Below are 12,651 nucleotides of genomic sequence, written 5' to 3' on the forward strand. Positions count from 1 at the left end.
TCAGACTCCCGACTGGGCGTTTGCTTCCCGAGCGAGCCTGCCGCGCTCTTCGACCTCGGCACGGGCCTCGCGGGACAGCTCGGCGATCTCTTCCATCTCGGCGTCGTCGAAGCCGGCGAGCTCGCGGAAGCGACGGGCGAGCTGGACCGGATTGTCGTCCTCCTCGCCGCGGAAGCCACCGAAGGAGAACAGCTTGTCGACGACCTTCTGGAACTCGAGCGCCTTCTTCTGACGCTCCTTGTCGTTCACCGTCATCTTCCGGAGCCAGTCGGAACCCATCTTCACGTGGGTCACCTCGTCGGCGAGCATCCAGTCCTCACAGAACTCGAGCACCGGGTCGCCGGCCAGGTCGCCGAACTCGCGCATGGTGTTGAACACGTCGATGGCGAGACCCTCGAGCGCCCGGTTGACGCCGGTGAGGCGCAGCACGGGGTCGGGGTTGCACGCGGCCTGGAAGAGGAAGGCGTTCTCGGAGAACTCGCCGATCTCGGTGCCCATCCAGTCGGAGAGCTTGACGCTGATCTCGCAGTGGCGGGCTTCGTCCCAGCACTGGCGGGCCATGTCGAGCTTCAACTCGAAGGGCACGTCGTCCTCGCCCTTGCCGACCTCGAAGTCGTAGCAGGTGCGTCCGGCGCCCTCGAGCGCCTGGATCTCGCCCACGAAGATGCCGTGCATCAGCGCACGAGCCGAGTCGCTGGCGTCGGCGCGGTCGGGGGTGAGTCGGCCGGGACGGCCGCGTCCACGCTTGGGGTCCTCGGTGGGTGTCGCGTTCCGTGGATCGGCGATGCGATCCATCATGTCGGCGCGCTCGAAACGGTCGTCGCGGCCGAGTTCCTCCGGTGAGATGAGCTTCTTCATGTCGTTCCCCTCAGTTTCCGTTGGCCGCGACGTGCACGGACGTGTCGTAGGCGTCGCCGATGGTGCCGGGGCCACAGATGCCCCCGCTGGCGACGAGCAACTTCTCGAGCTTCATCTGGTGGGCGTTGGCCCGCTCGACCTCTTCTGGTGTCTCGATGAGCGAGGTCAGCATGAGCGTGCCGTCGGTGAAGTCGGCGACCTCGTCGGCGATGGCGAACTGCAGCGACCGGATGGTCGGGGCGTCGGTGATCGTCGAGGTGTTGTTGAGGTGGTAGGTGTACGCCGCGATCTTGTGCGGGATGAGCACCCGGTAGACGCCGACGAGCTTCTCGATCGTCTGGTCGTGTTCACCCGGCTCGGCCACGGCGTCCATGAACGCCACGACCTCGTCGTTGGCGGGGAGGGTCAGCCGCTCGGGGTTCATCTCCCGTAGCTCGGGCAGGCGCTTGTGCCACAGCTCGGCGTGCCAGGCGTGGTGGTAGCAGTGGGTGCCGAGGCGCATCTTGATGTCGAGCTCGGGCACGGTGGCGACCCAGCCGCCCAGCGCCTCGAACAACTTCATCTCGATCCACTTGTACTGGCCGACGCGGGCGGCGGTCTCCTCCACGCTGAAGGACCCCGGCAGCTCGCGGCGGTCCCACGGAGCAAACGCTGCTCGCGGTTTCTTCGAATCGGCCACCCGGTTCCCCCTGGGTTCTCTTCGTCAGATGTCTGGAATGATGTCTGGGATAACGATCGCTATCAGGATAGGCCGCGACCTGACCGCCCGGTCAACAGGTGTCTGGAATGTCCCGGTCGCGGCGGCCGGACGGTTGTCGCGGCTGGTCGCCGTCCTAGCGTGGCGATGTGAAGCCCGCGGTCGTCCTGCTCTCCGGTGGTCTCGATTCGGCCACCTGTCTGGCGATCGCCGGCCGTGAGGGGTTCGACGCGTTCGCCATGAGCTTTCGGTACGGCCAGCGGCACACGTTCGAACTCGACGCCGCCGCCCGGGTCGTCGACGCGGTCGGGGCGGCCGAGCATCGGATCGTCGACATCGATCTCGCCGCCTTCGGCGGGTCGTCACTGCTCGGCGACGGAGAGATCCCCAAGGGGCGCAGCGACGAGTCGATCGGCAGCGGTATCCCGTCGACGTATGTCCCGGCTCGCAACACCGTCTTCCTCAGTTACGCGCTCGCGTGGGCCGAGGTGCTCGGTGCGAACGACATCTTCATCGGGGTCAACGCCCTCGACTACTCCGGCTACCCCGACTGCCGTCCCGAGTTCATCGAGGCGTTCCAGGCGGTCGCGAACGCGGGGACCCGCACCGGCACCGAGGGCGACGGCTACCGGATCCGCACACCGCTCATCGACCTGACCAAGGCGCAGATCATCGAGGCCGGCACGGCGCTCGGCGTGGACTACGGGCTGACCGTCACCTGCTACGACGCCACGGCCGAGGGCGCCTGCGGTGAGTGCGACGCTTGCATCCTGCGCCGCCAGGGCTTCGAGCAGGCCGGCGTCGCCGATCCCACGGCGTACCGGTCGTGAGCACCTACGCCGTCAAGGAGACGTTCCGCACCCTCCAGGGCGAAGGTCGGCACGCTGGCCGCGCGGCGGTGTTCCTGCGGTTCTCGCGCTGCAATCTGTGGTCGGGCCACGAGAAGGACCGGGCCACGGCCATCTGCCAGTTCTGCGACACCGAGTTCGTCGGCACCGACGGCGAGGGCGGCGGCGTGTTCCGTGGCGCCGAGGCCTTGGCCGACCACGTCGCGGACGTCTGGGGGAGCGGTGCGGAACACCGGTTCGTCGTCTGCACCGGTGGCGAGCCGGCGCTGCAGTTGGACGCCGAACTCGTCGACGCATTGCACGCCAGCGGCTTCGAGATCGCCATCGAGACCAACGGCACGCTGCCACTCCCGGACGGCATCGACTGGGTGTGCATGAGCCCGAAGGCGGGGACGGAGATCGTCGTGACCGCCGGCGACGAATGCAAGGTCGTGTTCCCGCAGGAGGGCCTCGATCCGGCCGACTTCGAGTCGATGGCCTTCGCCAACTTCCTCCTGTCGCCGATGGACGGCCCCGACCGGGCCGCCGCCACCGCTGCGGCGATCGAGTACTGCCTCGAGCATCCCCGCTGGCGGCTCAGCGTCCAGACCCACAAGGTCCTCGGGATCCCCTAGGCAGGTCGACCCTTGAGCCAGCGCGTACCGTCTCGGGGGTGAGCGACGCCCCCGCCAAGCGCCAGTACCGCCAGTCCCGGTTCGCCCGCCCCGCCGGAGCGTGCGAGATCATCCTCGTCCGTCACGGTGAGTCGCAGCCGGCCGACCCGGACAATCCCTTCCCCATGGTCGACGGTCACGGTGATCCGCCCCTGCACGTCCCCGACGGTGTCGACCAGGCCGAGCGTGCCTGTCGTCGTCTGATCGAGTCGGACGAGGAGTGGGCTGCGGTCTACGTGACGACACTCCAGCGCACCCGCCAGACCGCCCAGGTGCTGATCGACCACCTCGGTGTCGAACCGATCGTCGAACCTGACCTGCGTGAGGTGCACCTCGGCGACTGGGAGGGCGGCGAGTTCCGCAAGCGGGCCGCCGAGCTCGACCCGGTGATCCTCGACATGTGGAAGCAGCAGCGGTGGGACGTGGTGCCCGGCGCCGAGAAGGGCGAGGTGTTCGCCGAGCGTGTCCGACGTGGCATCGAGCGGATCGCCGCCGCCCACCCGGACCAGACCGTGGCGGTGTTCACCCACGGCGGGGTCATCGGGCAGATCATCAGCGAGGCCACCGGAGCAGGTGGGTTCGCGTTCACCGGGTCCGACAACTGCGGTATCAGCCACATCGTCGTGACCGCCGATCGTTGGGTCGTCCGGGCATGGAACGACACCGGTCATCTCGCCAACCGGTTCACCAACGAGCCCGAAGAGCCGTTGATCTGAGGATGGCGATCTGATGGAGATCAGCAAGACCTTCGGCTTCGAGTCGGCGCATTCGCTCCCCAACGTGCCCGAGGGTCACAAGTGCGCCCGCGTACACGGGCACAGCTTCCGGTGCGTGGTCCGGGTCGAGGGGCCGGTTGGTGACGACACCGGTTGGGTCATGGACTTCGCCGACCTCAAGGCCGCCGTCCAACCGACCATCGAGGCGCTCGACCATCGCTACCTCAACGACATCGAGGGACTCGAGAACCCGACCAGCGAGGTCGTCGCCCGGTGGATCTGGGGCCGCATCGCCGACTCGCTCCCCGGTCTCGCCGCCATCGAGGTGCACGAGACCTGCAACAGCGCCTGCACCTATCGGGGAGACTGAGCGGCATGAGCGACGACCTCACGCTTCTCGGCCGCGACCACAACGGTCCGGTCGACCACGTCGAGACGTTCCCGGCACCCGACGGCTGCACCCGGGTGGTGTTCACCACCGACGAGGTCGCATCGCTCTGCCCGGTGACCGCGCAGCCCGACGTGTCGTCGGTCCGCATCGACTACGTGCCCGACGAGCGTTGCATCGAGTCGAAGTCGCTGAAGCTCTACCTGTGGGGCTTCCGCGACCGCCACGTGTTCGCCGAGGCGTTGGCGGTCGAGATCGCCGACGAGGTGTGGAACACCGCAGCGCCGCGTTCGGTCGACGTGGTCGTCACGCAACACGTCCGCGGCGGCATCGTCACCGAGACCCACTCCTCCCACCCCCGCCAGGGCTGACTCCACCCAACACCCGAAAATTGCGTCACTTCCTCAGGTGTGTCCTGAGCAACTGACGAAATTTTGGGGTTGGTGGGGGTCAGGCGAGCATGGCGTCGTCGACGCTGATGCAGGTGCCGTTGATGCGGTCGGCCTCGTCGGAGCCGAGGAAGACGAACGTGCCGGCGAGGTCGCGTGCCGACAGCGCGCCGTCGAAGGACATGATGCGTTCGACGAGCGAGAAGTCGCCGCCCTCGGGCATGTCGAAGTCGTCGATCATCGGGGTCTTCACGCCGGCGGGGGCGACGCAGTTGCAGCGGACGCCCTGGCGGCCGTATTCGACCGCGATGGCCTTGGTGAAGCCGAGGACGCCGGACTTGGACGCGCCGTAGGCGGATGCCCAGGCCGACGCCCGGAAGGCCGCGCTCGACGTCGTGTTGATGATGGAGCCACCGCCCTGTTCGAGGAAGACGCGCAGTGCGGCGCGGGTCATCTTGAAGGTGCCGCCGAGGTTGACGTCGACGACCAGGTCCCACTCCTCGTCGGTGACCTCATGGGTGCTCTTGAAGCGCAGGATCCCGGCGATGTTGCAGAGCACGTCGAGGCGACCGAACTGTGCGACGGTCGCGGCGACGGCAGCATCGGCCGAGGGGCCGTCGGCGACGTTGCAGGCGACGCCGATGGCCTTGTCGCCGAGTTCGCCGGCGACAGCGTCGACCGCAACCTGGTCGAGGTCGGCGATCACGACCGAGGCGCCGGACTCGACGTACATCTCCGCTGTCGCCTTGCCGATGCCGGATGCTGCGCCGGTGATGAGTGCGACCTTGCCGTCGAGTGAGAACATCACACGAAACTAGAACGCGTTCTACTCCCAGCGCCACTGCAGCCGGCCGCAGCGGCGTTACGGTTCGGCCGATGTTCCGCACTCGCCGCTCCCTCGTCGCACCACTCCTCGCCGGACTCCTCCTCGTGTCGGCGTGTTCCTCCGACGACGACGCTGGATCGTCGGCGTCGACGACGACCGAATCAGATGGCGTGTCCGACGACACGACCACGACCGAGGCGGCGGTCGATGCCCTCGACACGTCGGCGCTCGGCCCGTACGCCGTGGGACGTCGCACCGTGACCATCGCCGATCCGGATCGGGAGGGGCGGACCCTCACGACCGACATCTGGTACCCGACCGATGACGACGAGGGCGATCCGACGACGTACTCGTTCGCCCCCGGCATCGAGTACGACTCCGACGTCGCCATCGACGCGCCGCCGGTGTCCGGCGACGGGCCGTTCCCGTTGGTGGTCTACAGCCACGGCAGCGGCGGCCTGCGTTACGTGGCGTCGTACTTCACCGAGACGCTCGCATCGCACGGCGTCGTCGTGGTCGCTCCCGACCATGCCGGCAACACCACGCTCGATCGGTTCGTCGGGACGTCGGACGATCCCGAGGTCATCTCCCGGAACCGCCCCCTCGACGTGTCGGTCGTGATCTCCGCCATGCTCGACGGATCGGCCGACGCCGAGGTCACCGACGGGATCGATGCCGAACACATCGGCGTGACCGGCCACTCGTTCGGCGGCTACACGTCGTTGGCGATCGGCGGTGGCGTCTCTGCGCTGGACATCAGCGCCGACGATCGTGTCGACGCCGTGATCGCCTTCGCTCCGGCGGTGGGTGGACTCAGCGACGAGGACCTCGCAGCGGTCGACGTCGCCACCATGGTGATGAGCGGGACGTTGGACGAGGCGACGCCGATCGACCCCAACACCGAGCGCGTCGCGACCAACGTGACCGGGAGCCCGTTCTACCGAGTCGACCTCGAGGGGGCGACGCACCAGTCCTTCACCGACGTCTGCGACTACACGGTGCTGTTGCGAGAGCTCCCCGACATCGGCGAGGACCTCATCACGTTCGTCGACGAGTTCGCCGAGAACACCTGCGACCCCGACGTGCTCGACGTCGAGGAAGCACACCGGCTCATCGACCAGTACGCCATCGCCTTCCTGCTGGCCGAGCTGACCGGTTCGGCCGAGGCGCAGGCCGTGCTCGACGCCGACGACGTCCCCGACGCCGTCGCCTTCAGCACCCGCTGAGCCAGCCGGCGCCCGTTCAGAGGGTCTCCGCGGCGGCTCGCGCTGCGGCCACGAATCGGACGATCGCGTCGGCATCCTTCGCCGGGGACTCGGCCTCGACGCCGGTTGCGACGTCGACGCCCCAGGGGTGGACGCGTCGGATCGCCTCGGCCACGTTGCCGGGATGGAACCCACCGGCGAGCAGGACCTCGTGGCGGGTGGCGAGGTCGCCGACGGCGTCCCAGTCGAACGGAAGGCCGCTGCCGGGGACGGCGCCGTCGAGCATGACGACGTCGACCGCGTGGTCGTCGACGGAGTCGACCGCCGCGCTGTCGGCCGCAACAGCCCTGATTACGAAGGGCACGCGGGCGGCGACGGCCGCAGTCAACTCGGGCGGGTCGTCACCGTGCAGTTGGGCGGCGTCGAGGCCGAGGTCGGTCGCGATGTCGACGATCTCCCGGGCGAGATGGCCACTGAAGACGCCGACCGTCATCACCTGCTCGGGCACGACGGCCAGGATCATCCGTGCTCGGTCGAGGTCGACACGGCGACGTGACGTCGACACGAAGTTGAGGCCGATGGCGTCGGCGCCCGCATCGGCGGCGGCGATCGCGTCGACGGGACGCGTGATCCCGCAGATCTTCACGAACACCGAGTGGACGCTACCGATCGGACTCCTGTGTCAGCGTGGGAGCTGTGGAGGACAGGGCCGAGGCCGGGCGACTCGTGGTGATCACCGGACTTCCCGGCAGCGGGAAGACGACGCTCGCTCGTGAACTGGCGGCGTCGATGCCTGCGGCCCGGATGTGCCCGGACGACTGGATGATGTCGTCGGGGATCGACCTCTGGGATGACGTCGCACGGGCCCGCATCGAGCAGTTCCAATTGGAGCTCGCGCTCGGCCTGCTGTCTTCCGGTGAGAACGTGATCATCGAATGGGGCGTCTGGACGCGTGACGAGCGGGACGCTCTACGAGATGCGGCCCGTGCGGCCGGAGCGCCCGTCGACCTGCGCTATGTGACCGCTCCCGTCGATGAGCTGTGGAGGCGGATCGTCGAAACGCGACCTCGAGGGGAAGTGGGGGTCGCGTCCGATCACCCGCGCCGAACTCGAGGAGTGGTGCCAGGTCTACGAAGCCCCGACGGCCGAGGAGTTGTCGACGTACGGCCCACCGACCTGACGTGGAGTGTCGGTCAGCGGACGGCGACGACCACGGCGTTGCGGGCTTCGCCGCCCGTGTGGGGGTTGGGGAACGGCACGTCGTGGACGGCGCAGTTCCCGAACACGGTCTCGACCGCGGCGACGAACGCATCGTCTGGGGCGTCGTCGGACCACAGGGCGAACACGCCGGCCGGGTGCAGGCGGTCGTGCAGCTTCTGGAGACCGTCGACCTCGTAGAACGGGGCATGGCTGGGATGGAGGACGTGACGGGGCGTGTGGTCGACGTCGAGCAACACGGCGTGGACGAGGTCGGGAGCATCGGGACCGAACGGGGCGCCGTCAGCGACCATGGCGAAGAAGTCACCCTCGACGAGATGGCAGCGGTCGTCGTCGTGCAGCGCGGGGGAGAGGGCGAGGACGCCCTCGCGGTGCCAACGGATGACATCGGGCAGCGCGTCGACGACGTGGACCGAACGCACCCGGGCATCGCCCAGCGCGGCGCCGGCGGTGTAGCCGAGACCGAGGCCGCCCACGACGACGTCGAGCGCGTCGCCCTCGCAGGCGGCGAGTCCGAGGTCGGCGAGCGCGACCTCGGCCACGGTGAACAGGCTCGACATCAGGTGCTCGTCGCCGAGGATCACCTCGTAGACCTCGATGTCGATGGTGGGGATCACGCGCCGGCGGAGGCTGATGTCGCCCATCGGTGTGGGACGCCGGTCGATCTCCTGGAACATGGTCGAAGTCTGGCAGCGGCCGACCTCAGACCATGAGGTCCCGTCGCTCGAATCCCCGGAGCCCGACGACGAGCGCCACCACCGCGACGGCTGCCAGCCGCGCCAGCCCACCGCTGTCGAATCCCTGCGACAGTGGCTCGCCGCCGATGTACCAGGAGAAGGGGGAGACGGTGGTCATCCAGTCGGCACCGATCCCACCGCCGATGGCGTCGAGCATGAACGACCCGACGCCGACCAACGCACCCGCACCGGCGGCGATGGCTCGTCGCCCGGTGACCGCGCCGGCGGCGTAGGCGACGGTCGCCACCATGGCGCCGAGCAGGAACAGTCCGACCACGGCAGCGCCGATGTTCCCGATGGCGACGTCCATGTCGAGCGGCGTGCGCATCACCACGGTCACGACGCCGACCACCGCGCTCATCGACGCCACCAGCAGCCACAGAGCGGCCAGCCGCCCGAGGTAGATCTGCGAGCGTCCCACAGGAGCGGACAGTTCGAGTTCGAGGTCGCTGGACTCCTCGGCGCCGGCCAGGAGCGCGCCGCCCTTGATCGTGGCGAACACCATCAACAGTGCGGGAGCGAGCAGCCCATAGACGGTCGAGGACAGGTAGCCCGATGCCGTCGAGATCTGGTCGTAGCCCATGGCCTCGACCATGGCGTCGGGCAGGTTGTCGATCATCGACGTGGTGTCGATCCCCTTCATCGATGGCCAGAACCCGATGTACATGAGGCTGACCGCCCCGATCGCGACCGCCCACGCCGCCAGCGAGCGGGTCTGTTGCGCCAGCGTCCATCGGACGACCGGTCGGGCGTCGGCCACGCCGACGTCGTCAGCGTCCACTCGTTCGCACCTCACGCTCGGGGTCGGCCGGCAGCCGGTAGTGGTCGAGGAACAGGTGCTCGAGCTCACGGTCCGCGGCACACCACGCCACGACGTGGTGTGCCGCCGCCAGCTTGAGCAGCGCGTCGGGCTCGCCGTGCAGACGACACGTCAGCGTCGAGCCCTCGACCCGGACCTCCTCGACGCCGTCGATCGATCGGAACTCGGTGGGGTCGATCGGCGTGGCGAAGGTCAGCACGACGTCCTGACCGGCACGGTGGCGAAGGACGTCGACGTGGTCGACATCGACGATGCGACCGGACCGAATGATCGCCACCGGTCCGGCGACGTCCTCGACCTCGGACAGCACGTGGCTCGAGAGCAGGACCGTCGCGCCGGCCTCGTTGGCCTCGCGGACGCAGCCGAGGAACTCGTGCTGCAGGAGCGGGTCGAGGCCGCTCGTCGGTTCGTCGAGGACGAGGAGGTCGGGGTCGTGCATCAACACCTGGACGACGCCGATCTTCTGCTTGTTGCCCTTCGAGAGGCCGCGGATCTCCCGGGTGAGGTCGAGTCCGAACCGGTCGGCGAGTGGCTGGATCCGGTCGTGTCCCCGCCCACGGAGCCGGGCGAGGTACTCGAGGAGCTCGCCCGCCGTGCGACGGCCGTCGGTCACCAACTCGCCCGGCAGGTAGCCGATCCGGGCACGCAGCGCCGGCCCGCCGGCGAGTGGCGTCTGCCCGAACACCCGCGCCGTGCCGGCGGTCGGGCGGAGCAGGTCGAGAAGGACACGGATCGTCGTCGACTTCCCGGCACCGTTCGGGCCGAGGAAACCGAAGACGTCCCCGCGACGCACCTCGAGGTCGACGCCGTCGAGGGCGCGGAACGAGCCGTAGTCCTTGACCAGTCCGTCGATCTCGATCGCGAGTTCGCCGGCCACCGTGGGTCAGCGGCCCAGCATCGCTCGGAGCTCTTCGACGGCGACCTCGGGGTCCTCGACCAGGATCGCCTCCATGCCCACACCGCGGGCGCCGCCGCAGTTCCCCGGGAAGTCGTCGAGCATGATCGCCCGCTCGGGAGCGACGCCGCCGAGTCGGTCGAGCGCCAGCCGATAGATCAAGGGGTTGGGCTTGCGCATGCCGACCTCGGAGCTGTCGACGACGTCGTCGAAGATCTCGTCGAGCGGGAGCATCGGGCGCCACGAGTCGCGGCCCTCGGCGATGTTGTTGGTGAGCAACGACGTCTTGTAGCCGTCGGCGCGCAACGAGCGCGCGCGGCCTCGACCATCACGTCGTAGACCTCGAGCTCGCCGAGCATCGACGCCATGAACCCCAGGTCGAGGCCGAGACCGTCGGCCTCGGCGCGCGACATGGTGTCGGTGATCCAGTCCATGATCCCGATCTCGCCACGCTCGGCCTTGTGCCACGCATGGTCGGTGTCCTCGGCGTAGGGGCCGAGCAGGAACTCGATGAACGCGTCCTCGTCCATGTCGTGGTCGGCAGCGGCCGACCCGATGGCGGTGAACGCCGAACTCACCATGACCCCGGAGAAGTCGAAGACGATCGCGTCGAAGCGCCGATCGTCGGACTTCCGGTCGGTGGACGCCATGGTCAACTCCGGTAGGCGTTGGTGATGGGGAGGCGACGGTCCTTGCCGAACGCCTTGGCGGTGACCCTCGGTCCGACGGGTGCCTGGCGACGCTTCCACTCGGCGACGTCGACGAGCCGCGTGATGCGACGGACCAGCGCCTCGTCGAACCCGGCATCGATCAGCTCGGCTGCGGTCCAGTCGTCCTCGATGTAGCGCTCGAGGATCGGGTCGAGCTCCTCGTAGGGCGGAAGGTTGTCGCTGTCCTTCTGGTCGGGTGCCAGCTCGGCCGACGGCGGCTTGGTGATCACGTTCTCGGGGATCACCGGACCATCGGGCTGAGCGTTGCGCCACCGGGCGAGCCGGTAGACCAGCGTCTTGGGGATGTCGCGGATCGGGGCGAACCCGCCGGCCATGTCGACGCCGTAGATCGTCGTGTAGCCGACGGCGAGCTCCGACTTGTTGCCGCAGATCAGCACCAGCAGGCCCCGGAACTTGTTTGCCATCGCCATCAACAGCGCAGCGCGGATCCGGCCCTGGAGGTTCTCTTCGGTCACGTCGGGCTCGGTGCCCTCGAATGTCGGGGCGAGCATCTCGAGCATCGCGGCGAACGCCGGCTCGATGGCGATCTCGGAGAGGGCGACGCCGAGGTTCGTGCACAGCGCCTCCGCATCGGAGATCGAGTGCTCGGTCGAGTAGCGAGACGGGAGCGCCACGCACCGCACGTGGTCGGCACCGATGGCATCGGCCGCGATCACCGTGCACAGCGACGAGTCGATGCCGCCGGACAGCCCGAGGACGACGTCGGTGAAGCCGTTCTTGCGGATGTAGTCGCGCGTGCCCTGCACCAGCGCGCCGTAGACCTCGGCTTCATCACCGAGCACTGGCTCGATGCCGCCGTGTACCGGTTCGTCGGTGCGGGTGACGGCGTCGCTCACGGCGATGACCGGTCGGATCGGCGGGCGGGGACGACCACGCGGGTCGAGCTGGCGCTTGCGCCACTGCGGTCGGAGCACGAGGTCGTGGACGAGCACGTGCTCGGCGAACTGCGGCGATCGGGCCACGACCGCGCCGGTCGGGTCGATGATGACCGACGACCCGTCGAACACCAGCTCGTCCTGTCCGCCGACCTGGTTGGTCCAGATGATCGCGGCAGAGGCGTCGGCGGCACGGGTGGCGAGCATCCGCTCGCGCTCGGCCGCCTTGCCGCGCCGATAGGGCGAGCCGTTGATGTTGACCATCACCTCTGCTCCGGCCGCAGCCTGCTCGGCGATGGGTCCGAACGGGACCCAGGAGTCCTCGCAGATCGACAGCCCGATGGTCACGCCCGCGACCTCGACCAGCGGCGACTCGCCGTCGCCCGGCGTGAAGTAACGCTTCTCGTCGAACACGTCGTAGTTCGGGAGGTGACGCTTGCGGTAGACGGTGGCGACCTCACCCGAGGCGCACAGCGCTGCGGCGTTGTAGAGGTCGCGGTCGGCGTCGGGGAAACCGACGACGACGGCGCAGCGCCCCGTGCGGGCCGCCAACTTCTCGAGCGCGGCCCGGCAGTCGGCGATGAACCGGGGCTTGAGCAGCAGGTCTTCCGGCGGGTAGCCGCAGATGGCGAGCTCGCCGAACACGGCCAGGTCGGCGCCGGCGTCCTCGGCTTGTTCGACCGCGGCGATGATGGCGGCGACGTTGCCGTCGAGATCACCGACGATCGGGTTGAGCTGGCACGAGGCCACACGCAGACGGTCCACGTCCGCCAGCCTACGGAAGCACGCGGCGTG

The 12,651-nt window shown here is 68.7% G+C and carries 17 protein-coding genes and 1 pseudogene; 8 read left to right on the forward strand and 10 right to left on the reverse strand.

The features are described from left to right. Nucleotides 1-858, reverse strand: a complete 858-nt coding sequence (locus tag AB8619_RS00600) for a DUF455 family protein (protein ID WP_436794532.1) — start codon at nucleotides 856-858, stop codon at nucleotides 1-3. A gap of 10 nt (nucleotides 859-868) precedes the next feature. Then, nucleotides 869-1,537 (reverse strand): hypothetical protein, encoded by a 669-nt coding sequence (locus tag AB8619_RS00605; RefSeq protein ID WP_436794533.1) that lies wholly within the window; start codon nucleotides 1,535-1,537, stop codon nucleotides 869-871. Between the two features lie 167 nt (nucleotides 1,538-1,704). Here AB8619_RS00605 and queC point away from each other — a divergent pair, with 167 nt between their 5' ends. From queC to queF, 5 genes are read left to right on the forward strand one after another with little or no spacing between them, the layout of a single operon-like run. Further along, nucleotides 1,705-2,385: a 7-cyano-7-deazaguanine synthase QueC gene (gene queC / locus AB8619_RS00610; protein WP_436794534.1), complete on the forward strand. Its 681-nt coding sequence runs from the start codon at nucleotides 1,705-1,707 to the stop codon at nucleotides 2,383-2,385. After that, on the forward strand, nucleotides 2,382-3,017 hold the full coding sequence (gene queE / locus AB8619_RS00615) for a 7-carboxy-7-deazaguanine synthase (protein WP_436794535.1): 636 nt from the start codon (nucleotides 2,382-2,384) through the stop codon (nucleotides 3,015-3,017). Before queC ends, queE begins: the two co-directional genes overlap by 4 nt. A 38-nt stretch (nucleotides 3,018-3,055) precedes the next feature. Next, nucleotides 3,056-3,772 carry a histidine phosphatase family protein gene (locus AB8619_RS00620; RefSeq protein ID WP_436794536.1) on the forward strand — a complete coding sequence of 239 codons (717 nt, stop codon included), beginning with the start codon at nucleotides 3,056-3,058 and terminating at the stop codon, nucleotides 3,770-3,772. Nucleotides 3,773-3,785: 13 nt separating this feature from the next. Further along, entirely contained in the window at nucleotides 3,786-4,142 is a 357-nt protein-coding gene (gene queD, locus AB8619_RS00625) for a 6-carboxytetrahydropterin synthase QueD (protein WP_436794537.1), read from the forward strand. 5 nt (nucleotides 4,143-4,147) lie between these two features. After that, nucleotides 4,148-4,531 carry a preQ(1) synthase gene (gene queF, locus AB8619_RS00630; protein ID WP_436794538.1) on the forward strand — a complete coding sequence of 128 codons (384 nt, stop codon included), beginning with the start codon at nucleotides 4,148-4,150 and terminating at the stop codon, nucleotides 4,529-4,531. Between the two features lie 79 nt (nucleotides 4,532-4,610). Here queF and AB8619_RS00635 read toward each other — a convergent pair whose 3' ends face one another. Next, entirely contained in the window at nucleotides 4,611-5,354 is a 744-nt protein-coding gene (locus AB8619_RS00635) for an SDR family NAD(P)-dependent oxidoreductase (RefSeq protein ID WP_436794539.1), read from the reverse strand. 71 nt (nucleotides 5,355-5,425) lie between these two features. Here AB8619_RS00635 and AB8619_RS00640 point away from each other — a divergent pair, with 71 nt between their 5' ends. Beyond that, on the forward strand, nucleotides 5,426-6,601 hold the full coding sequence (locus AB8619_RS00640; RefSeq protein ID WP_436794540.1) for an alpha/beta hydrolase family protein: 1,176 nt from the start codon (nucleotides 5,426-5,428) through the stop codon (nucleotides 6,599-6,601). Nucleotides 6,602-6,617: 16 nt separating this feature from the next. Here the strand turns inward: AB8619_RS00640 and AB8619_RS00645 are convergent, their stop codons facing one another. After that, nucleotides 6,618-7,232 carry a phosphoribosylanthranilate isomerase gene (locus AB8619_RS00645; protein ID WP_436794541.1) on the reverse strand — a complete coding sequence of 205 codons (615 nt, stop codon included), beginning with the start codon at nucleotides 7,230-7,232 and terminating at the stop codon, nucleotides 6,618-6,620. A gap of 77 nt (nucleotides 7,233-7,309) precedes the next feature. On the opposite strand from AB8619_RS00645, the pseudogene AB8619_RS00650 reads away from it, so the two are divergent. After that, nucleotides 7,310-7,588, forward strand: a pseudogene (locus tag AB8619_RS00650) (AAA family ATPase); the annotation flags it as partial. 25 nt (nucleotides 7,589-7,613) lie between these two features. Then, nucleotides 7,614-7,760 carry a hypothetical protein gene (locus AB8619_RS00655; RefSeq protein WP_436796424.1) on the forward strand — a complete coding sequence of 49 codons (147 nt, stop codon included), beginning with the start codon at nucleotides 7,614-7,616 and terminating at the stop codon, nucleotides 7,758-7,760. Nucleotides 7,761-7,773: 13 nt separating this feature from the next. On the opposite strand, the gene AB8619_RS00660 is transcribed toward AB8619_RS00655, so the two are convergent. From AB8619_RS00660 to AB8619_RS00685, 6 genes are read right to left on the reverse strand one after another with little or no spacing between them, the layout of a single operon-like run. Beyond that, entirely contained in the window at nucleotides 7,774-8,475 is a 702-nt protein-coding gene (locus AB8619_RS00660; RefSeq protein ID WP_436794542.1) for a spermidine synthase, read from the reverse strand. A gap of 25 nt (nucleotides 8,476-8,500) precedes the next feature. After that, the gene (locus tag AB8619_RS00665) at nucleotides 8,501-9,316 is read right to left on the reverse strand and encodes an ABC transporter permease subunit (protein ID WP_436794543.1); all 816 of its coding nucleotides are present in this window, start codon (nucleotides 9,314-9,316) and stop codon (nucleotides 8,501-8,503) included. Then, nucleotides 9,306-10,232, reverse strand: coding sequence for an ABC transporter ATP-binding protein (locus AB8619_RS00670; protein WP_436794544.1), 927 nt, complete (start codon nucleotides 10,230-10,232; stop codon nucleotides 9,306-9,308). Before AB8619_RS00670 ends, AB8619_RS00665 begins: the two co-directional genes overlap by 11 nt. A 6-nt stretch (nucleotides 10,233-10,238) precedes the next feature. After that, the gene (locus AB8619_RS00675; protein WP_436796326.1) at nucleotides 10,239-10,514 is read right to left on the reverse strand and encodes an HAD-IA family hydrolase; all 276 of its coding nucleotides are present in this window, start codon (nucleotides 10,512-10,514) and stop codon (nucleotides 10,239-10,241) included. After that, on the reverse strand, nucleotides 10,409-10,900 hold the full coding sequence (locus tag AB8619_RS00680; protein ID WP_436796425.1) for a hypothetical protein: 492 nt from the start codon (nucleotides 10,898-10,900) through the stop codon (nucleotides 10,409-10,411). The genes AB8619_RS00675 and AB8619_RS00680 overlap by 106 nt, the downstream gene beginning before the upstream one ends. Nucleotides 10,901-10,902: 2 nt before the next feature. Beyond that, nucleotides 10,903-12,621 (reverse strand): NAD+ synthase, encoded by a 1,719-nt coding sequence (locus tag AB8619_RS00685; RefSeq protein WP_436794545.1) that lies wholly within the window; start codon nucleotides 12,619-12,621, stop codon nucleotides 10,903-10,905. Nucleotides 12,622-12,651 lie beyond the last annotated feature (30 nt).

The sequence above is a fragment of the Actinospongiicola halichondriae genome (assembly GCF_049103745.1).
Lineage (GTDB): Bacteria > Actinomycetota > Acidimicrobiia > Acidimicrobiales > Salinilacustritrichaceae > Salinilacustrithrix > Salinilacustrithrix halichondriae.